At 45.1% G+C, this 23428-nt stretch carries 7 protein-coding genes; all 7 read left to right on the forward strand.

Features of this window, described 5'->3' with window-relative positions; genetic code table 11:
- Positions 1–488: 488 nt before the first annotated feature.
- The 7 genes from HMPREF0240_RS00815 to HMPREF0240_RS00850 all read left to right on the forward strand — a co-directional run bounded on the left by HMPREF0240_RS00815 (position 489) and on the right by HMPREF0240_RS00850 (position 23428).
- On the forward strand, positions 489–4982 hold the full coding sequence (locus HMPREF0240_RS00815; protein WP_148486259.1) for a discoidin domain-containing protein: 4494 nt from the start codon (positions 489–491) through the stop codon (positions 4980–4982).
- A 459-nt stretch (positions 4983–5441) separates the two neighbouring features.
- Entirely contained in the window at positions 5442–9944 is a 4503-nt protein-coding gene (locus HMPREF0240_RS00825; protein WP_009001560.1) for a discoidin domain-containing protein, read from the forward strand.
- A 366-nt stretch (positions 9945–10310) separates the two neighbouring features.
- Positions 10311–15371, forward strand: coding sequence for a discoidin domain-containing protein (locus tag HMPREF0240_RS00830; protein WP_035312187.1), 5061 nt, complete (start codon positions 10311–10313; stop codon positions 15369–15371).
- A 359-nt stretch (positions 15372–15730) separates the two neighbouring features.
- Positions 15731–20236, forward strand: a complete 4506-nt coding sequence (locus HMPREF0240_RS00835; protein WP_035312188.1) for a discoidin domain-containing protein — start codon at positions 15731–15733, stop codon at positions 20234–20236.
- 224 nt (positions 20237–20460) lie between these two features.
- Positions 20461–21840, forward strand: coding sequence for a potassium transporter TrkG (locus HMPREF0240_RS00840; protein ID WP_009001563.1), 1380 nt, complete (start codon positions 20461–20463; stop codon positions 21838–21840).
- Between the two features lie 77 nt (positions 21841–21917).
- Positions 21918–22574 carry a TrkA family potassium uptake protein gene (locus HMPREF0240_RS00845; RefSeq protein ID WP_009001564.1) on the forward strand — a complete coding sequence of 219 codons (657 nt, stop codon included), beginning with the start codon at positions 21918–21920 and terminating at the stop codon, positions 22572–22574.
- 80 nt (positions 22575–22654) lie between these two features.
- Positions 22655–23428, forward strand: a complete 774-nt coding sequence (locus HMPREF0240_RS00850; protein WP_009001565.1) for an RNA methyltransferase — start codon at positions 22655–22657, stop codon at positions 23426–23428.

Raw genomic sequence — 23428 nt, forward strand, 5'->3', positions numbered from 1 at the left:
GTACACAGAATAAGGGATCAGCAAATCAGGGAATTAAGACAGGAGACGCTGCAATAGTATTTGTGCCGATCATCGGGATCATGCTGAGTTTTGGCGCAGCAGCTGTGGCTGTCAGTATGTTTTTCAGACGGAAACGCAGATAAGAAAGGATACTAAAAGCCAAAATAAATGAACCAACTACTAAAAAAACAACCCCTGTGTTAGAATTGTATTCATTATAATTTATATTAACAAATAACGGACCGAAGATCCGCCGCAATTGTGGCGGATCTTTTTGCCAAATATAAAGGCATATAGGTAATAAAAGGGAAATTCCATATATACCAAGAGCAAAGGCAAAAGAAAAAGGTGGAGCATTCGCTGTAAAAGCTGGAAAGGAGGGCGCTATACAGGCAACTTGTCAGAGAATGAAAGATACTGTCAAGGCTGAGGATGTCACAGCGATGCCCCTTTTTATAAATAAAGTGAAACATTGCAGGAGGATGGGAATGAAGAAAAAGAAAGCACTCACAAAAACAGCAGCGGCGGCTATGGCCTGCTGTATGCTGGGCAGTACGGTCTTTTCGGGCGCAGGAATAGGTACAGTCCGCGCTGAAGCAGAGGGTGATTCAGAATGGAATGAAATTCAGTCAATCGTATCACGGTACTATGGGGAATGGAATGACACCAATTACAGCGGAGCTATTTCGGATCATATACCTGATACAGCGTTGCTTGGGAATGGAGATGTTGGCGTTACATCTGCAGGAAATGGGGACGAGAAAAGTTTTTACATATCCAAAGGGGATTTCTGGACATATGAAGGAACGCCTCTCACAATCGGTAAGGTAAGGATTGGCGCCAGTCAGAAGGTGATTGAGGAAGAGACAGGGAATCTTGCACCTTCATTCAAAGAGGTAACTGTGAGCAGCCGGGATATAAATCCGGATTTTAAACCAGAGGATGCTGTCAGCGGAAAGGCGGAACAAAATAGCAATGGTTACGGCTGGGTGTCCAGTATTCCTGCCTGGAATGATCAGGACAGAAATGATTACTGGATGAAGCTTGAATTTGAGAATCCCATTACAATCGGGAGATGGGCAGCAAAGTGGGACGGGTATGTACGGCCCGGTCAGGAACAAAATAACCCGAAAAGCTTTACCCTGCAGATTAGCGATACCGGAAACGAATGGCAGGATGTAGATACGGTTGAAGAGAATACAGCAAGTGTATCAGATCGGAATCTGGAAGAGGCGGTAACGGCAAAATTTGTAAGGCTCCATATTCCGTATCCGGAACAGAATGATGGCGACTATGCCCGTGCAAGAGTCGGACAGTTTGAATTGTATACAGAGCCGAAAGAAGCAGCAGAAGAACCTTCGGATAATCTGGCATTTCATAAACCGGTAAAGGTGTGTTCTTCATTTACGGACCAGGGAGTACTGTATCCGGGAGAAAACATTGTAGATGGAAAAGATTCCACAAAATGGTGTTCACTGCACGATAATGAATCTACTCATTGGGCAATCATTGATCTGGAAGCGGTGGAGACCATAAGCTATTATGATTTGGTACATTCAGGAATTATAGGGGAAACTGACCATAATACGGTAGACTACCAGCTTCAGTACCTGGATTCGGCAGAGGAAGACTGGGAAACAATCGAAACCCTGGATGACAGCCTCTGGAAGGATATGGACACAGTAACAGGCAATACCGCTACGGTTACCAGTAAAGTTCTGGAGAATCCCGTCAGTGCAAGATATATTCGTCTGTATATAACAAAGCCTGCCTCAGGAAATAAAGCAGCAAGGATTCATGAACTGGATTTGAGAGCAAAGGCTCCAGCAGCATTTTACGAAAAGCAGGATATTTTAAATGCAGAAATCCAGACAACTCAGGAACTGGCGGAGGTTCCGACTGAGATGAAGACCTGGCTTTCTTCCGATAAAAACATTATGGTAACGGAGCTTAAGTCAAATGGAGCACAGGACGCAACATTCCAGGTAGAAACATCTGCAAGTGATAAGAATAAAGTGAATACTCCGATCACTGCTGAGAATACTGACAGCAGCGTAACTGTTACCCGTTCAACCCAAAACAAAGCACCGGATAATCCGCAGTCTCATGTATCAAAAGCTGCGCTTTCCACAAAGATTATCGGCGCTGACGATGTTACGGCTGCTTCTGATAATGAAGCGGGAAAAGGGAATCTGGAATTTACTTTAAAAGCAGGACAAACAGTGTATATCGTGACTTCAGTTGGAGGCGGCGGCAGAACTTACCACAACGATATGACCTTGTGGGACGGTGTTGCAGAACCGGTTGAAGATGCACAGGAACTGCTGGCCGGTGTTGCTGATGAAAGTGCAGTGTCAGCGCTGAATGACGCACGGCAGACATGGTGGAAAGATTTCTGGAGTGCATCTTATGTGGATCTGGGAACAGAGGATGAAAACCTCTCCAAGGTTCAGAAATACTATTACGGAGCCCAGTATCTGCTGGGAAGTTCCACGAAAGAAGGCGAGGTTGCACCGGGAATCTATGCACTCTGGCATACAACAGATTCCGGATGGTGGAATTCCGATTATCATCTGAATTATAACTTTATGTCTGCATTTTATGGAACGAATACAAGTAACAGAACGGAGCTGTCCTTACCGGGAATCAAGGCATTGCTGGAATTTGTACCGGAAGGTCAAAAGCGTGCAGGTTCTATCGATGAACTAAAGCGAATCAAGTCAGATTTTGTGGAAGCAAAGATTGCCAAAGGTGATATAGATCCGGAAAAAGGGATTGAAAATGCATTACTTTATCCTGTAGGAATCGGTCCATGGGGTATGACGCTCGATAATAATTATCATAATGAAGCGCTGAATGCTTCGTATAATTCATATTTGTTTACACAGTATTACGACTATACGATGGATGATGAGTTCCTGGCAAATGATATGTATGAATACTTGAAGCAATGCGTGGCATTTTATGAGTCATGGCTGGAAAAAGAGGGGGATGAATATGTATTGTATGCAGGTTATAACGAAGGATCCTGGGCAAAGAATCCAGCGGTAGAGCTTGCATCATTAAAACATTGCCTTAAAAATCTGATTCAGGCAAGCGAGGCATTAGGGAGAGACGAAGACAGGAGAGCAGGCTGGAAGGAGATTTATAATGGCTTAAGCGCGCAGCCCACAACAGTTGTAAATGGGAAAACGGTTCTTGCACTGGGCGAAAAACAATGGGACGGAAGCAACTGGATAGACCTTCCAAGCCCAATTCCAGGGGACGGAAATGCACTTCCTTTAGATTCAATCATTCCTGGCGGCGTTTATAATTATTTTTCATCACCAGAGGATCTGCAGATGGTACAGGATACGATTGATGTGTTCTCACAGAGAGGTGGCTGGTCACAGGCAAATAACTTCCCGAGACTGTTTCCGGATGCTGTGAAAGCCAGATATGATACGAATACAATAGTAACAAAGCTGGTGGATGTGATTAACAGACAGATGCAGCCAAATCTGAAAATTAAAGATGGAATGCATGGTATTGAAAAATCCGGTTCCACGGAAACGATCAACAGCATGATGCTGATCAGTGAAGAGGGAATAACAAAAATTTTCCCGAACTGGTACGCAGACAAGAGCGCAAAGTTTGCACATCTTCGTGCAAAAGGAGCATTTACAGTATCGGCGGAATATGATGGAAGCGCACAGGAAGCAAAGAATGTTATAGTTACAAGTGAAAAGGGCAAAACAATGACACTGGTATCTCCATGGGCTGAGGGCGCTACTGTCCGTGATTCCGCAGGAAATATTGTGAAAACGGCAGATGGAACAGTTCCCAACTGGGAAGACGAAAAAACAATCACTTTTGATACCGTAGCAGGCGAAGCCTATACGGTAGAAAAAGGTGAGGCTCCGGTCGAGCTTGATTACGAAGCAATTGATAAAGTAATCTCAGAGGCGCAAGCAATTAAACAGGACGGATACACACAGGAGAGCTACCAGACACTGCAGGATGCATTAAAGAATGCAATGGATGCGCGCCAGAATGCAACAACCCAGGACGAACTGAATCAGAAAAAAGATGGACTTCGTGCAGCAATCGATGGCTTAAAGGGAAGCAAGAACGTATTGGAAACCTTCCTGAACAGAGCGAAGCAGCACGTAGCGAATGGCGATGTAGAAGGCCTGGTTGAATCTGTGCAGAAGCTTTTCACCGAAGCAATTGCCGAGGGTGAAGCTGTTATGAATAATGAGAATGCCAAAAAGGAAGATGTGCTGAAAGCAAGCCTGAAGCTGATGAAGGCGATTCAGGCATTGGATATGAAGGCAGGAGATAAGGCGGATCTTGGAATGGCACTGGAATTGACGGACATGATTGACCTTACGAAATACGTTGAGGCCGGACAGAAAGAATATCTGGAAGCGAAAACAGAAGCAGAGCATGTAATGGAAAATGGAGATGCGATGCAGCCGGAGGTTGACACAGCCTGGGAGACACTGGTAGAAACCATGATGAACTTAAGGCTGAAAGCGGACAAGTCCACACTGTCAGATTTATTAGACAGTGTAAAGAATCTTGACCTGGACAAGTATACTGATGAAACAGCTGCAGTTTATAAGGAGGCCTTAGCAGCAGCGATGGCTGTCATGGAAGATGATACTTTGTCCCAAGATGACCAGACGAAAGTGGATGAAGCAGTTATGAACCTGATGATTGCAAAAGCGGACCTGAAAGAAAAAGAAGGCGGCGGGAACAATAACGGCGGAAATAACAACGGCGGGGATAATAACGGCGGAAACAACAACGGCGGAAATAACAATGGCGGGAATAATAACGGTGGTAACAGTAATGGCGGAAGTGGTAGTCAAAAGGGGAACAGTACTATAAAGACAGGCGATACGGTACCTCTGTTCATTCCGGTATTAGGCATTCTAATGAGTATGGGTGCTGCAGTTATTATTGGAGTAGCCGCTTATAAAACTAAACGCAGATAAAATTTATAGTACCGGATCTTTCATTTTTAAGAGATGAAAGATCCGGTATTTTTTATATCTAAATACAAAATTATATGTGTTATATAAATTCGCCATACCAGGTAAAAAAAACCAAAATAATTGAACCAACTGCTAAAAATTCCCACCCTGAATAACCAGAGCATTTACTATAATCTATTTAATATATAACTGAACGGAGGGCCGCTGCTATTGAGGCGGCCATTTTGGTAAATTCTCCATACAAAACAAGTAAATATAAAAAAGTATCTTGTCTGGAAGTACAGGAGGCGGGGAAAAAGGGAGGAGTATCAGCAGCCAAAGCTGGTAAGGAGGGACGAGTATCCTCAGTCAGAGCTGGAAAGGAGGGCGTTATACTGCGAATTACTGAAGGATACAGTCAAGGCTGTGAATGCGATGTACCTTTTTGATAAAAATAAGATTTATTTGAGGAGGAAAGGAATGAATAAAAAGAAAGTACTTGCTAAAATGGCCGCGGCAACAATGGCCTGCAGTATGCTGGGAACTACTATTTTGCCGGGAATAAGCATGAAAGATGTCCAGGCGGAAGAGACAGCTGTTTCGGATTGGGATAAGGTTCAGTCTATTGTATCTCGGTATTACGGAGAGTGGAAGGATACGACCTATTCAGGGGTAAAGTCAAATACACTGCCCAATACTGCACTTTTAGGGAATGGTGATGTCGGAATTACTTCAGCAGGAAATGCAGATTCTAAAAGCTTTTATATTTCAAAAGGAGACTTTTGGACCTACAATGGCAGTCCAATGCCGATTGGAGGGGTAACGATTGAAAAGCAGAAAGAAGAAGTAATCGAGACAGATGAGAACCTTGCTCCTAAGTATAAGGCAGTGACAGTGAGCAGCCAACATAAGGATTTCCCACCGGAGGCAGCAGTAAGTGGAGAAATGCAGCAAAGCCCATCAGGGTATGGCTGGGTAACACAACGTCCGCAGGATCCGGAACAAAATGGTAATAAGGACTTCTGGCTTCAGTTGGAATATGAAGAGCCAATTTCAATTTCAAGATATGTAGTGAAAAGTGACGGGGCTGTACGTCCTGCATATGGAGCTGAAAATAATACAAAAGACTTTGAACTGCAGATAAGCGAAACGGGAGTGGAGGACAGCTGGATTCCGGTTGATACAGTGACCGGCAACACAGCAGATATTTTCGACAAGAACCTGGATGAAGCAGTGAGTACGAAATTTGTACGTCTTTATATTACAAAAGCGACACAGGAAACAACGGCTGACTCCAGAAATAATCCGCGTGCAAGAATCGGACAGTTTGAGCTGTATGCAGAGCCAAAGGCTGAGGGAGAAGTGCCGGCAGCAGATTCTAAAAATCTGGCATTAAATAAGCCGATCAAGGTCTGTTCCTCCTACATAGACAAGGGAGTAGATTATGTCGGAAAATTTGTTGTAGATGGCGATACTTCCACAAAGTGGTGTTCTCTGCACGACAATGAGTCTACTCATTGGGCAATTATAGATTTGGGAGACGCAAAAGATATCGGATATTATCAGCTGACCCATTCGGGAATTGTCGGAGAGACAGTGCATAATACTGTAGATTACCAACTCCAGTACTTAGCTTCAACGGAAGAAAAAGACTGGGATACGATTGAAAATGAAACTGAATGGCTTGATATGGATGCTGTTACAGGAAATAAATCGACGGTAACCAGCAAGGCATTTGAGAATCCGGTGAATGCCAGATATGTCCGTCTGTTAATTACGAAGCCTGCATCAGGAAATAAAGCAGCAAGAATCCATGAATTGGAGCTGCGGGAAGAAGCACCGTTTGCATTCTATGAGAAGCAGGATATCCTGAATGCGGAAATCCAAACGAGCCAGGAATTGGCAGAGGTTCCGACAGAGATGAAAACCTGGATTTCAGACAGCAAGAATATCATGGTAACAGAGCTTACCTCTAATGGTACTCAGGATGCAAATTTCCAGGTAGGGGTCTGGGCAGAGAATAATGACAGGGCTAATAAACCTATTACGGCGGAGAACGATGAGAGTTCTGTCACAGTTACCCGCGCTACTCAGAATACGGCTCCGGACGATACTAATGCGCATGTATCCCAGGCAGCCATATCCACCAAGATTATCGGCGCAGACGGTGTGGCTGCGGCTTCTGATGAAAATATCGGGAAAGGTACTCTTAAGTTTACATTGGGTGCAGGCCAACGTGTCTATATTGTTTCGGCGATTGGCGGCGGTGGAAGAACCTATCATAACGATGGCAGCTTATGGGCTGACACAGAACCGGTTCAGGATGCTAAAGGATTACTTGCCAGTGTGGCGGATGCATCTGTAATTGAGAGTTTAAATGCAGAGCGCCAGGCATGGTGGAAGGATTACTGGAGCACATCGTATGTAGATTTTGGAACAGAAGATGAACAACTGAACAAGGTACAGAAATACTACTATGGTGCACAGTACATATTAGGAAGTACGGCGAAAGAAGGCGAGGAGGCACCGGGTCTGTATGGTATCTGGCATACAACAGATACACCCAATTGGAAGTCTGACTTTCATTTAAATTATAACTTTATGTCTACGTTCTATGGCACAAACTCAAGCAACAGACCGGAAGTTGCACTACCGGCGATTCAGGCACTTCTGGATTTTGTGCCGGAAGGACAGCGAAGGGCTTCAGATATCAGCGAAATCAGAAGGATACGTGAAGATTTCGTAAATGAAAAGATTGCAAAAGGTGATATCAGTGAGGAGAACGGCATCCCAGGCGCCATTTTGTTCCCGGTAGGTATCGGGCCGTGGGGAATGACACTTGATAATAAGTACCATAATGAGGCATTGAATGCCTGCTATAACGCATATTTAATGACACAATATTATGAATATACCATGGACAAGGATTTCCTGAATGCAGGCGCTTATGATTATATGAAACAGGCTGTTGCATTTTACGAGTCATGGCTGGAAAAAGAAGAAGGCCAGTATGTTCTTTACGCGGGATACAATGAGGGGTCATGGGCGAAGAATCCGGCAGTGGAACTGGCAGCATTCAAAAATACGCTCAGAAACGTAATTTCTATGAGTGAGTTTTTGGGAGTAGATGAAGATAAGAGAGTGAAGTGGAAAGATATCTACGAGAATCTGGGCGACCAGCCAACAACTGTTGTGAATGGGAAAACGGTTCTCGCATTAGGTGAAAAGCAGTGGAACGGCAGCTCATGGGTGGATCTTCCAAGCCCAATTCCTGGAGATGGTAACGCATTGCCATTGGATGCAATGATTCCTGGAGGCGTGTATACCTATTTCTCATCACAGGAAGACCTGCAGATGATACAGGACACGATTGATGTATTCTCACAGCGGGGAGCATGGGGGCAGATTAACAACTTCCCAAGATTATTCCCGGAGGCTGTGAAATCCAGATATCCAATTAATACAGTTGTAACAAAGCTAGTAGATGTAATTAACAGACAGATGGCAGCAAACCTGAGAATCAATGATAATACACATGGAGTAGAAAAATCAGGTTCAACAGAGACAATTAACAGCATGATGCTGATTAGTGACGAAGGAATCACAAAGATCTTCCCGAACTGGTATGCGGATAAGGATGCAGAATTCGTAAATCTTCGTGCAAAAGGTGCATTTAGTGTTTCTGCTGTCTACGATGGAACAGCTCAGGAAGCAAAAAATGTAGTAATCACCAGCGAAATGGGACAGCCAATGACATTGGTTTCACCATGGGCTGAGGGTGCATATGTGCGTGATTCTTCAGGAAATGTAGTGAAGGCAACAGCAGGAACAGTCCCGAATTGGGAAGATGAAAAAACAATCACTTTTGATACTGTTGCAGGCGAAACCTATACGGTAGAAAAAGGTGAGGCACCGGTTGAACTGGACTACGAAGCAATCGATAAAGTAATCGCAGAGGCAGAAGCGATTAAACAGGACGGATACACACAGGAGAGCTATCAGGCACTGCAGGATGCATTAAAGAACGCAAAGGATGCACGCCAGAATGCAACGACTCAGGACGAACTGACTCAGAAAAAGGACGAGCTTCGTGCCGCAATTGACGGGTTAAAAGGAAGCAAGAATGTCCTGGAAACCTTCCTGGACAGAGCAAAACAGCATGTAGAGAACGGAGATGTGGACAAGCTTGTTGAGTCCGTACAGAAGCTCTTTGCCGAAGCAATTGCAGAGGGCGAAGCAGTCATGGAGAACGGGAATGCTACGAAAGACGATGTGCTGAGGGCAAGTCTGAAACTAATGAAAGCGATCCAGGCACTGGATATGAAAGCTGGCGATAAGGCAGACCTTGGAATGGCCCTGGAACTGACGAATATGATCGACCTTACAAAATATGTGAAAGCAGGACAGACGGAATATCTGGCTGCGAAAGCAGAAGCTGAGGGCGTGATGGGCAACGGAGATGCAATGCAGCCTGAAGTTGATGCAGCGTGGACAAAGCTGGTGGATACGATGATGAACCTGAGATTAAAGGCAGATAAAGCAGCACTGGCTGATCTTCTGGAAAGCCTTAAGGATCTGGATCTGAATAAGTATACAGAAGAATCTGTAAAAACTTACAACGACGCACTGGCCCTGGCAAATACGATCATGAATGATGACGGTTTATCCGTTGATGATCAGGCGAAAGTAGATGAAGCAGTTGTAACACTTATGGCTGCAAGAGATGGGCTGACAGAAAAGAAAGGTTCCGGCGACGATAATAAAGACGATCCGAACGGAAACGGCGGCCAGAATGGCAATGGTCAGAATAATAATCAGAACGGAAATGGCCAGAATGGAACCAGCCAGAATGGAAACAGCGGAAAGCAGACCATAAAAACAGGCGATACGGTACCTCTGTTCATACCAGTATTAGGAATCGTGTTAAGCTTAGGTGCAGCAGCGGTAATAGCAGGTGTTGCTCTTAAGAAAAAGCGTAGATAAAGACTATTTGGGGCTACTGCACAAAATAATGTGCGGTGGCCCTGGATTTTTTTGTGCTTTATGATAAGATTCCACTGTCTGTATTCCGTGTTATTGCATGATTTTGGGGGATATAAACAAATTATTTGCGTAAAAACAAAAAAAAATGAACTAACTGCCAAAAAGAGTATCCCGGCGAAACGGGGATATAAATTACAATAAAAAGGACAACGGATTTAGTAGAATACTCCGTGTAAAAAGGAAATCTTTTATCGTTATTTTGGGCTTTGTGATATGAGCGATAAAAAGCGCCGTGAGCGCTGGAAAGGAGGCAGTAGGATATTTTGTACAAAGCCTTGAATGAAATATACATTTTGGAGGAAAAGGATGAGGAAGCAGAAAACGTTAATCAGAGCAACGGCAGCGGCCATGACCTGCTGTATGCTGGCCGGACCGGTCTTTTCTGGCGCGGGGATCAGTACAGTCCGAGCCGAAGGAGAGGGGGATTCCGAATGGAACCAGATTGAGTCGGTTGTATCCCGGTACTATGGGGAGTGGAATAACACGACCTATAGTGGGGCGGTATCAGACAAAATGCCAAATACCGCTCTTTTGGGAAATGGAGATGTCGGTATTACTTCAGCAGGAAATGATTTTTCTAAGAGTTTTTACATTTCAAAAAGTGATTTCTGGACTTATGGGACAGGAAACTATTCTTCACCATGTCCACCAATCCTTATTGGTGGCGTAACGATTGGGGAACAGACAAAAGATCAGAAACCGGAAATTGAAACAGATGTTAATCTTGCACCCACATACAAAAACGTCACAGCAAGCAGCTGGCATGATGCTTTTACGCCGGATAAGGCAGTGAATGGAGCTATGGAGGAAAGTTCCAGCGGCTATGGCTGGGTATCAAAACGTCCGCAGGATACTGAAGAAGGCGGAGTGGCAGATGTGCAGGATTTCTGGCTGCAGTTAGAATTTGAAGAAGCCATTACCATTTCAAGGTATGTTGTAAAAGGTGATGGTGCGGTAAGAGATACCGATGAAGGCAGAGGAAATAATCCGAAAGCCTTTGAACTGCAGGTAAGCGAAAATGGTATAGACGGCTGGACATCAGTTGATACTGTGACAGATAATTCAGAAAGTGTTTTTGACAAGGATCTGGATTCTGCCGTGACGACAAAATTTGTCCGCTTATATATTACAGAGGCTACACAGGGACTGGATGAAAATTCCCGGAAAAATCCCCGTGCCAGAGTCGGACAGTTTGAGCTTTATGCGAAGCCAAAGGTAGAGAATCTCGCCCCTCTTCATGAAGAAGTCACAGCAAGCAGCTATCATGATGCATTTGCTCCTGACCTTGCAGTTAACGGAATCATCGAAGATAACGCAAATGGAAATATGTGGGTGTCTAAAGTTCCGGCCCAACAGGGGAATGAATACTGGTTAAAGTTAAAATTTGCAGAACCTGTTACCATCGGCAGATATGTAGTGAAGAGTGATGCTTTTGTAAGAGGTTCAGCACAGGACGAAAACACTTCAAGTAATTTCGAATTGCAGGTAAGTGATACAGGGGAAGATGGAAGCTGGAACACAGTAGATACAATTGAAGGCAATAGTGAGGCCAACTTTGATACGAATCTGGATGAAAAGGTACAGACCCAATGGGTGAGACTGTACATTACACAGCCGCATCAGGGACATACAGGTAAAAATGATGAACGTGCACGAGTGGCAGAGTTTGAACTCTATGCGAATGCAAAAGATGCAGCTGAGGAGCCGCCGGTAGAAGAACCGGAGTCAAAAAATCTGGCATTAAACAAATCGATTCAGGAAAGCGGTTATATTAATAATCCGGGAACTCCTTACCATTCACCTGGTACAATGCTGATTGACGGAGACGCATCCACAAAATGGTGCTGTACGAAAAACGAAAATGCAGACGGATCAGAGAGATACTGGGCAATGCTTGACTTAGGCGAAGCAAAAGATATATCACGCTGGATTGTAAAACATGCCCAGGCGGGCGGCGAGGGCTCAGGCTATAATACGAAAGCATTTAAGCTGCAGTATACAACAGCAGAGAATCCGGACCCGGCTAATGACGAGATATGGGTAGATGCAGATGCGGTAGATAATAATTCGGAAGCAATTACAGACCGGAATCTGGAAACAGCGGTTAATACGCGTTATGTGCGTTTACTTGTTACGCAGGCGGAGCAGAATTCGAGCAAAGCAGTCCGTATTTATGAGCTGGAGTTATATTCCGAGCCAAAAGACCCGAATACCGTATTCTATGAAAAACAGGATATCTTAAATGCTGAGATCCAGACAAGACAGGAACTGGTGGGAACTCCTACCGAGATGAAGACCTGGTTATCAGCAGACAAGAATGTTATGGTAACAGAATTAAAATCAAATGGAACCAACGATGCAGCTTTTCAGGTAGATACCTGGGCATCACTGAATGATAAAGCAAACAAACCGATTACAGCTGCAAATGATGATACAAGTGTAACTGTGACACGATGCACCAGGAATACAGCACCGGATAATGAAAAAGCCCATGTTTCACAGGCAGCATTGTCTACAAAGATTATCGGTGCAGACGATGTAACGACATTTTCCAATAATGAAGACGGAAAAGGTAACTTAAAGTTTACATTGAAAGCAGGAGAAACTGTATATATTACAACAGCCATTGGCGGAGGCGGAAGAACCTATCATAATGACGGGGTTACGCTGTGGGATGACACAACAGCGGTACCGGCTTCTGAAGCACAGGAATTATTGGCAGGGGTTACAGGTGTGGATGCTGTAGCAGAACTGAACAGTGCCCGTCAGGATTGGTGGAAAGGATTCTGGAGCGACTCTTATGTTGATTTTGGGACAGAAGACGAAAAGCTGAATAAAGTACAGAAATATTACTATGGTGCGCAGTACTTATTGGGAAGTGCTTCCAAAGAGGGGGAACTGGCTCCGGGACTTTATGGAATCTGGCATACAACAGACAATGCAAGCTGGAGTTCCGATTATCATCTGAATTATAACTTTATTTCTACTTTCTATGGAACCAATTCAAGTAACAGACCGGAGCTTGCACTTTCAGGAGTACAGGCACTTCTGGACTTTGTGCCGGATGGACAGAGACGTGCAACTTCTACAGATGAGCTGAGAAGAATCAATAAAACTTTTGTAGATCAAAAAGTTGAAAAAGGCGATATTGATGCTACAAATGGTATCGAGGGCGCAATTTTATTCCCTGTAGGAATCGCTCCATGGGGTATGACAACAGATAATGTATATCTGAATGAGGCGCTGGATGCAGCATACAACTCTTATTTGATGACACAGTACTATGATTACACTATGGATACCGAGTTCCTTGAAAATGGTGTTTACGATTATATGAAGCAGTCGGTTGCATTCTATGAAGCATGGCTGGAAAAAGAAGACAGTGACAGAAATGAAGACGGATATGAATATGTACTTTACGCAGGCTTCAACGAAGGATCCTGGGCAAAGAACCCTGCAGTAGAGCTGGCAGCATTAAAGAATACAATCAAACATCTGATTCAGTTTAGCGAAGACCTGGGAAAAGACGAAGATAAGAGGGCAGACTGGATTGATATTTATGAACATCTTGGAGACCAGCCTACCACAAACGTGAATGGAAAGTCGGTTCTTGCATTAGGTGAAAAGCAGCAGAGCGGCGGTAACTGGGTAGACCTTCCAAGCCCGATACCGGGAGATGGCAATGCAATCCCATTGGATGCCATGGTTCCAGGAAACGTATATAATTACTTTTCTTCTCCGGAAGATTTACAGGTGGTTCGCGATACCATTTCTGTATTTTCAGACAGAGGTGCATGGGGACAGATTAACAACTTCCCGAGACTGTTCCAGGAGGCTGTAAAATCAAGATATGACATTGATACAGTTGTGACAAAACTGGTAAATGTAATCGACAGCCAGATGGCGGCAAACCTGAGAATCAACGATAATGTACACGGAATTGAAAAATCAGGTGCAACAGAAGCAATTAACAACATGATGCTGGCAAGCGAAGACGGAATTACAAAAGTATTCCCGAACTGGTATACTGATAAAGATGCAAAATTCGCTAACCTGCGTGCAAGAGGTGCGTTTACGGTTTCCGCTGAATTTGACGGAGCTGCACAGGAAGCAAAGAACGTTGTGATTACAAGCGAAAAAGGCAAAACAATGACATTGGTAACACCTTGGGCTGAGGGCGCTACTGTCCGTGATTCCGCAGGAAATGTTGTGAAAACGGAAGCAGGAACAGTTCCGAACTGGGAAGACGAAAAAACAATCACATTTGCAACTGCAGCAGGCGAGACTTATACTGTAGAAAAAGGTGAGGCTCCGGTTGAACTGGACTACGATGCAATCGATAAAGCAATCGCCGAGGCAGAAGCAATTAAACAGGACGGATACACACCGGAGAGCTGGCAGGCACTGCAGGATGCAATAAAGAATGCAAAGGATGCACGTCAGAATGCAACGACTCAGGACGAACTGACTCAGAAAAAGGACGAGCTTCGTGCCGCAATTGACGGGTTAAAAGGAAGCAAGAATGTCCTGGAAACCTTCCTGGACAGAGCAAAACAGCATGTAGAGAATGGTGATGTGGACAAGCTTGTTGAGTCCGTACAGAAGCTCTTTGCCGAAGCAATTGCAGAGGGCGAAGCAGTCATGGAGAACGGGAATGCTACGAAAGACGATGTGCTGAGGGCAAGTCTGAAACTGATGAAAGCGATCCAGGCACTGGATATGAAAGCCGGCGATAAGGCAGACCTTGGAATGGCCCTGGAACTGACGAATATGATCGACCTTACAAAATATGTGGAAGCAGGACAGACGGAATATCTGGCTGCGAAAGCAGAAGCTGAGGGCGTGATGGGCAACGGAGATGCAATGCAGCCTGAAGTTGATTCAGCGTGGGCAAAGCTTGTAGATGCGATGATGAATCTGAGATTAAAGGCAGATAAAGCAGCACTGGCTGATCTTCTGGAAAGCCTTAAGGATCTGGATCTGAATAAGTATACAGAAGAATCTGTAAAAACTTACAACGACGCACTGGCCCTGGCAAATACGATCATGAATGATGACGGTTTATCCGTTGATGATCAGGCGAAAGTAGATGAAGCAGTTGTAACACTTATGGCTGCAAGAGATGGGCTGACGGAAAAGAAAGGTTCCGGCGATGACAATAAAGATGATCCGAACGGAAACGGCGGTCAGAATGGCAATGGTCAGAATAATAATCAGAACGGAAATGGCCAGAATGGAACCAGCGGAAAGCAGTCTATAAAAACAGGCGATACGGTACCTCTGTTCATACCAGTATTAGGAATCGTGTTAAGCTTAGGTGCAGCAGCGGTAATAGCAGGTGTTGCTCTTAAGAAAAAGCGTAGATAAAGAGCCTTTGGGGCTACTGCACAAAATAATGTGCAGTGGCCCTGACTTTTTGTGCTTTATAAGGAGATTTCCTGTTTGTATTCTGGAATATTGCAACATATTTTAGGATGTAAACAAAATATGAATAAAAAAACAAAAAATATGAACTAACTGCCAAAAAGTGTGACCCGATAGAAAGTGGAGATAGATTACAATAAACAAAACAATAGATTCAGAAGAAAGCTCCGTAAAAGGAACCTATTCAATCGTTATTTTTGGCCTTGTGATAAGAAAAATAAGGAGCGTCGTGAGTGCTGGAAAGGAGGATATGAAATATTTCGCACAAAGCCTTGAATAAATATACTTATTGGAGGAAAAGGATGAGGAAGCAAAGAAAGTTAGCCAGAGCAACTGCAGCAGCCATGGTCTGCTGTATGCTTGGAAGCATGTGCTTTTCAGGTTTGGGCATGAGTGAAGTACAGGCAGAAGGGCAGGAGGATGCAAAGTGGAATGAAATCCAATCGGTGGTATCACGCTATTATGGAGAATGGAATGATACTTCATATTCGGGTGCAGTCTCTGATAAGCTGCCTAATACGGCTTTATTAGGAAATGGAGATGTCGGTATCACCTCAGCTGGAGACGGAAATTCCAAAAGTTTTTATATATCTAAAGGAGACTTCTGGGCATATAACGATAAACCGCTGCTGATTGGTGGTGTTACCATAGGGAAACAGAAGGAAGAAGCAGCAGACAATAGTACGAATCTTGCCCCAAACTATAAAAATGTAACGGCAAGCAGCTATCATGACAGTTTCAGCCCGGATACAGCCGTAAATGGAGAGATGCAGGAAAGTTCCAGCGGATATGGCTGGGTATCCAAGCGGCCGCAGGATACTGAGCAGGGCGGAAATCCAGAATTTTGGCTTCAGCTGGAATATGAAGAGCCGATTACCATTGGCAGGTACGTAGTAAAAAGTGATGGAGCAGTCAGGCCGCAATATGCTTCTGAAAACAATACAAAGGATTTTGCACTGCAGATTAGTGATACAGGAGAAGTGGATTCGTGGCAGTCTGTTGATACAGTGACAGATAATACGGCAAGTGTCTATGATAAGAATCTGGACTCTGCGGTAAGTGCAAAATTTGTTCGCCTGCTTATTACAAAGGCAACCCAGGAAACAACAGAGGATTCCCGAAGTAATCCGCGTGCCAGAATAGGGCAATTTGAACTTTATGAAGAAGCAAAAGTAGAGGAATCCGAGAATCTGGCATTGAATAAGCCCGTAAAAGTATGTGCAGCATTAACAGACGGAATTGAGCATGCTGGTTCACATATCGTTGATGGAGATAATAATACGAAATGGTGTTCGTTACATGATAATGAATCAACACATTGGGCAATTGTCGATTTAGGCGAGAAGAAAAATATTGGCTACTATTCATTAGTTCATTCTGGAATTGTTGGAGAGACCGAACATAATACTGTAGACTATCAGCTCCAATATCTGGAATCTGATACAGAAGAGTGGAGCAGTATTGAGAATACAGATGAATCTGCATGGTTGGATATGGATGCGGTTACAGGAAATACAGAGACAATTACCTCAAAAACATTTGAGACGCCTGTCAGTGCCCGTTACATCCGCCTGTTGATTACCAATCCTGCACCGTCAAATAAAGCAGCAAGAATCCATGAGCTGGAGCTTCGTGAAAATGCTCCTGAGATACCAGATGAAGGAGAGCCGGGCTCATTCTATGAAAAACAGGATATTCTGAATGGAGAGATACAGACAACCCAGGTATTGGCAGAGGTTCCGACGGAAATGAAGACATGGCTTTCCGCAGATAAGAATGTGATGGTAACGGAATTGAAGTCTAATGGTTCAACTGATGCGCTGCTCCAGGCAGATGTATGGGCATCAGCAAATGACAAGGCGAATAAGCCGATTACGGCAGAAAATAGTGCAGATACTGTAACAGTTACCCGTACTACACCGAACAAAGACTCAGGCAATCCCAATTCGCATGTATCAAAAGCTGCAGTATCGATGAAAGTTATCGGAGCAGATGATGCAGCAGCGGTATCGGACAACAAAGCCGGAAAAGGAAACTTAAAGTTTACGCTGAAAGCAGGCCAGAGTGTTTACATTGTGACCACAATAGGCGGAGGCGGAAGAACTTATCATAATGATGGCACCACTTTATGGGAATGTGAAAAAGAGCCGGCTCAGGAAGCGCAGGAATTGCTGGCAGAAGCAGCAGATGAAGCAAGCGTTGCAGCGTTGAATGAGGCCCGTCAGGCATGGTGGAAAGATTTTTGGAGTACATCTTACGTAGATTTTGGAACAGAAGATGAAAATCTGAATAAAGTCCAGAAATATTATTATGGAGCACAGTACATACTGGGAAGTACCGCAAAGGAAGGGGAGCTTGCCCCAGGTCTGTATGGAGTCTGGCATACAACAGACAATGCTACCTGGCATTCAGACTATCATTTAAATTATAACTTTATATCTACCTTCTATGGTACAAATTCAAGTAATAGGCCGGAAATAGCGATGCCGGGAATCCAGGCACTTTTAGATTATGTGCCAGAAGGGCAGAGAAGAGCCTCAGACATTAATGAAATCAGAAGGATTAATTCGGATTTTGTAAACAAGAAGGTTCAAAAAGGCGACATCAGTGAAGAAAATGGAATACCAGGAGCTATTTTGTACCCGGTAGGTATCGGACCATGGGGTACGACAACGGATGATGTCTACTTAAGCGAAGCGCTGGATGCAGCGTATAACGCCTATTTGATGACACAGTATTATGACTATACGCTGGATGAAGAATTTTTAAATGCCGGTGCATACGATTATATGAAACAGGCAGCAGCATTCTATGAAGCATGGCTGGAAAAAGAGGGCGATGAATATGTACTTTATGCAGGCTACAATGAAGGCTCCTGGGCAAAGAACCCGGCAGTTGAGCTTGCAGCAGTGAAGAATCTGTTGAGACATCTGATTTCTGCCAGTGAAACATTAGGCAGGGATGCAGACAAACGTGAAACATGGACAGACATTTATAATCATTTAGGGGATCAGCCGACAACAGTAGTGAATGGAAAGAAAGTTCTTGCACTGGGAGAAAAACAGTGGAACGGCAGCAGCTGGATCGATCTTCCAAGTCCGATTCCGGGAGATGGCAATGCACTGCCTCTGGATGCAATGATTCCGGGAGGAGTATACAATTATTTCTCAACACCAGAAGATTTACAGATGATTCAGGATACCATTGATGTTTTCTCGGAAAGAGGAGCATGGGGACAGATTAATAACTTCCCGAGATTGTTCCCCGAGGCTGTAAAATCCCGGTATCCGATCGATACCGTTGTAACAAAGCTGGTAGATGTAATAGACAGCCAGATGGTAGCAAATTTAAGAATTAATGATGGTGCACATGGAGTTGAAAAATCAGGCTCTACAGAAACAATCAACAGTATGATGCTGATCAGTGACGATGGAATGACAAAAATATTCCCGAACTGGTATGCAGACAAAGATGCCACATTTTCCGGACTCCGTGCAAAAGGCGCGTTTATTGTATCCGCATCCTACGATGGAGCTGCACAGGAAGCAAAAGATGTAGTAATCACCAGTGAAAAAGGGGAGACCATGACATTGGTAACACCTTGGGCTGAGGGCGCTACTGTCCGTGATTCCGCAGGAAATGTTGTGAAAACGGAAGCAGGAACAGTTCCGAACTGGGAAGACGAAAAAACAATCACATTTGCAACTGCAGCAGGCGAGACTTATACTGTAGAAAAAGGTGAGGCTCCGGTCGAACTGGACTACGATGCAATCGATAAAGCAATCGCCGAGGCAGAAGCAATTAAACAGGACGGATATACACAGGAGAGTTATCAGGCACTGCAGGATGCAATAAAGAATGCAAAGGATGCACGCCAGAATGCAACGACCCAGGATGAACTGACACAGAAAAAAGACGAACTGCGTGCAGCGATTGACGGATTAAGGGGAAGCAAAACCATACTGGAAACCTTCCTGACCAGAGCAAAACAGCATGTAGAGAACGGCGATGTGGACAAGCTTGTTGAGTCCGTACAGAAGCTTTTTGCAGAGGCAATTGCAGAGGGCGAAGCAGTCATGGAGAACGAGAGCGCTACGAAAGACGATGTGCTGACGGCAAGTCTGAAACTCATGAAGGCGATTCAGGCGCTGGATATGAAAGCCGGAGATAAGGCGGACCTCGGAATGGCACTTGAGCTGACGAACATGATTGACCTGGCACAGTATGTAGAAAAGGGACAGGCTGAATATCTGGCAGCAAAAGCAGAGGCAGAGCGTGTAATGGGCGACGGGGATGCTATGCAGCCTGAAGTTGACGCTGCATGGGCAGAGCTGGTAGACCGGATGATGGACTTAAGGCTGAAAGCGGACAAGTCCACATTGTCAGATTTATTAGACAGTGTAAAAGACATTGACCTGAGCAAGTACACAGACGAATCTGTAAAAGTATTCACGGATGCGCTGGCAAAAGCAAATGCAGTAATGGATGATGAAACCTTATCTGTAGAAAGCCAGGCAGAAGTTGACAAGACTGTAAAATTACTTGCAGATGCGCGTGACGGACTGACAGAGAAAAAAGGTTCTGGCGGAAACAATAATAACGGAAACCAGAATGGGAATAATGGAAACCAGAACGGCGGCGGTCAGAATGGAAATAACGGAAATGGTACTAACAATAATGGATCGGCAAACCAGGGAATTAAGACCGGGGATGCAGTCAGAGTTTTTGTACCGATTATCGGACTTGTGCTGAGCCTTGGCGCAGTGGCAGCAGTTGTCGGTGTGTTCTTAAAGAGAAGACGCAGATAGTGATGATCTAAAGGCAGTATTGAATAGTTACATATTTAAGAAGGACAGTCCCGAATGATTTCAGGACTGTCCTTTTTGGGAAGCTTGTGTTAGAATGATAACCAAAGTTGCTGCTTATAATATCCTCTATATTATACGTATCTTTGATGTTCTTCTGAGTCCCTGCCAGACATACTCCAGAAGACGTACCGGCTTATCCGGAATAAAACTCAAGGTGTTATGAAATGAAGAATAAAAATTTGAGAAAAACTAGCCTGAATACCATGCAGAAGATTGCTGTTGGATTTCTGGGTGTGATTCTGCTGGGGGCGGTACTCTTATGGCTTCCCATCAGCAACCAGCAGCCAATTGCATTTGCGGATGCACTGTTTACTGCTGTTTCTGCCGTATGCGTGACCGGGCTTGTCACAATTACGCCTGCGGTACAGTTTACCGTGATTGGCAAGGGAATACTGCTGGCGCTGATACAGATCGGCGGGCTGGGCGTGATTGCCTGTATGGTTGCTTTCTTTCTTATTATAAAAAAGAAGATTACGATGAAGGAGCGGGTGCTGATCCAGCAGACTTACAATCTGGATACGCTGACTGGAATGGTACAGTTTGTGATCCGCATTCTGCGGGGAACATTTCTGGTGGAAGGAATCGGAGCGCTTCTTTATTCAATCAGATTCATTCCGGAATTCGGACTGGTCGAAGGAATCTGTTATTCGGTCTTCCACGCGGTGTCGGCGTTCTGTAATGCCGGAATTGATATTCTGGGAAGCAGCAGCTATATGGCATATGTGAAATCTCCGATTGTCAGTTTAACGACCATATTTTTGATTGTAATCGGCGGCCTGGGGTTCCCGGTATGGCACGATATTTACACAAATACGAAGCGGGTTATAACGGAAAGGCAGCCGGCAAGGCGTCTGTTTATGCGTCTGAAACTGCAGACGAAGATTGTGCTGACAATGACGGCAGTCCTTCTGATCACCGGTTTCCTGGGATTTTTTATTCTTGAATACAAGAACCCGGAGACTATGGGTGGACTGAATTTCTGGCAAAAACTTATGGCATCCGGCTTCCAGTCCGTGACAACCAGGACGGCGGGATTTGCCAGCGTGTCCCAGGCAGGGCTGACATCGGGTTCCAAACTGCTGGCATGTATTCTGATGTTTGTAGGAGGATCTCCGGCGGGAACGGCCGGTGGTGTAAAGACAACAACGGTGGCCATGCTTCTGCTTACCTGTTTGGGAGTGCTCAAAGGAAAGCGGGATACGGAATGCTTCGGCAGAAAAATTGAGCCGTCTATAGTACGGTCCGGAATTGCGATTATCCTGCTGACATTTTTATTCTGGCTGTCGGGAGTGACACTGATCACCGTGCTGGAGCCCCAGGTGGATTTCCTGCGGATTATGTATGAGGTTACGTCGGCTATGGCAACGGTAGGGCTGACTGCGGACCTGACGCCCGAGCTGGGCCGTGCAAGCCAGGCGGTGCTGATGGTTCTGATGTATGTGGGGCGTATCGGTCCGATTACCATGGCGCTTGTATTCGCAGGACGTGCCAATTCGGGCACACAGCTGCGGGATCTGCCGGAAAAACGGATTATGCTGGGATAGTAATTGCTGGACTGAGGCAGAGGCGCGGTAAAGCGCAGCTCCACAGAGAGATTAAAGTTAAGACAGGAGAAAATAAAATGAAGAAGCAGTATGCAGTATTTGGCCTGGGGAGTTTCGGGCGCAGTGTGGCGCTGACGCTGGAAAGCCTGGGCAGTGATGTGATTGTGGTGGATAAATCTTATGAAAAGGTACAGGAGATTTCTGATTCCGTATCCTATGCCATGCGCGCCGATGTGGCGGACCCGGATGCCCTTCTTTCTTTGGGCGGAAGGAATCTGGACGGCGCTGTGATTGCGGTCTCCGAGAGCCTGGAGGCCAGTATTATGGCGACGATAGCATGCAAGGAGATGGGGATCCCCTATGTACTGGCGAAGGCGAGGGATGAGCTGCAGGGTATGATCCTGGAGAAGATCGGGGCGGATGCCATTGTGTATCCGGAGCGTGATATGGGCAGCAGAGTTGCCAAGAGCCTTGTCTCTACTGCATTTTCGGACTGGATAGAGCTGTCTTCGGAGTACAGTATGGCTGAGACTGTGATACCGGACAGATGGGTAGGGAAGAGCCTTGCGGAATTGAAGGTGCGTGAACATTATGGCATTAATGTGGTCGGAGTTATGCAGCGTGAGGAAGTGGATGTTACGTTCGATCCGCACAAACCGCTGCCGCCGGAATGTATCATCATTGTAATCGGTGCGAACTCCGTACTGGCAAAGTTTCACGACAAGCAGTTTTAGTATAGCGGGCGGGAATCTCCGGTTACTCAATTGACGGAGATTTGATAATAACGATGATAAGGAAGTTATGGTGAATTGAGATGATTACAAGTACAGGCAATCAAAAGGTAAAGGAGCTGCTGCAGCTTCAGAAGAAGAGCAGGATCAGGAATCAGGAGGGCGTTTTTATAGCCGAGGGAAGCCGTATGGTGGGGGAGACTCCGAAAGAGAGCCTGGTCAGGCTGTATGTATCGGAAACTTATTACAAAAAGCATGAAGAAGAATTAAAAAAATACAACAGACAGCCGGAAGTGCTTACAGATACCGTATTTGCGTACGTGTCGGACACGAAGACTCCTCAGGGGATTCTGGCAGTTGTACGGCAGATGGAATATACGATGGAAGAGATTACGGGAAAGGGGAATCCGCACATTCTGGTGCTGGATAACCTGCAGGATCCGGGTAATCTGGGAACCATATTCCGGACGGCCGAAGCCGCCGGAGTTACGGGGATTCTGATGAGTGGGGACTGTGTGGATATTTATAATCCCAAAACGATCCGCTCTACCATGGGGGCAGTATATCGGATGCCATTTCTTTATGTGGAAGATATGATAGAGGGGATTGACAACCTGAAAAAGAATAATATCCGTGTCTATGCTGCCCATCTGGATGGGAAAAATTCATATGATAAGGAAGATTACTGCGGCGGGACTGCATTTCTGATTGGAAATGAAGGGAACGGGCTGCGGCCGGAAGTGGCAGAGAAAGCGGATGTCTGGGTGAGGATACCGATGGAAGGGCAGGCGGAATCTCTGAATGCTGCTGTGGCGGCCGCGGTACTGATGTTTGAGGCGAGCAGGCAGCGGCGGTAA

It is taken from the genome of Clostridium sp. D5 (assembly GCF_000190355.1).
Lineage (GTDB): Bacteria > Bacillota > Clostridia > Lachnospirales > Lachnospiraceae > Faecalicatena > Faecalicatena fissicatena_A.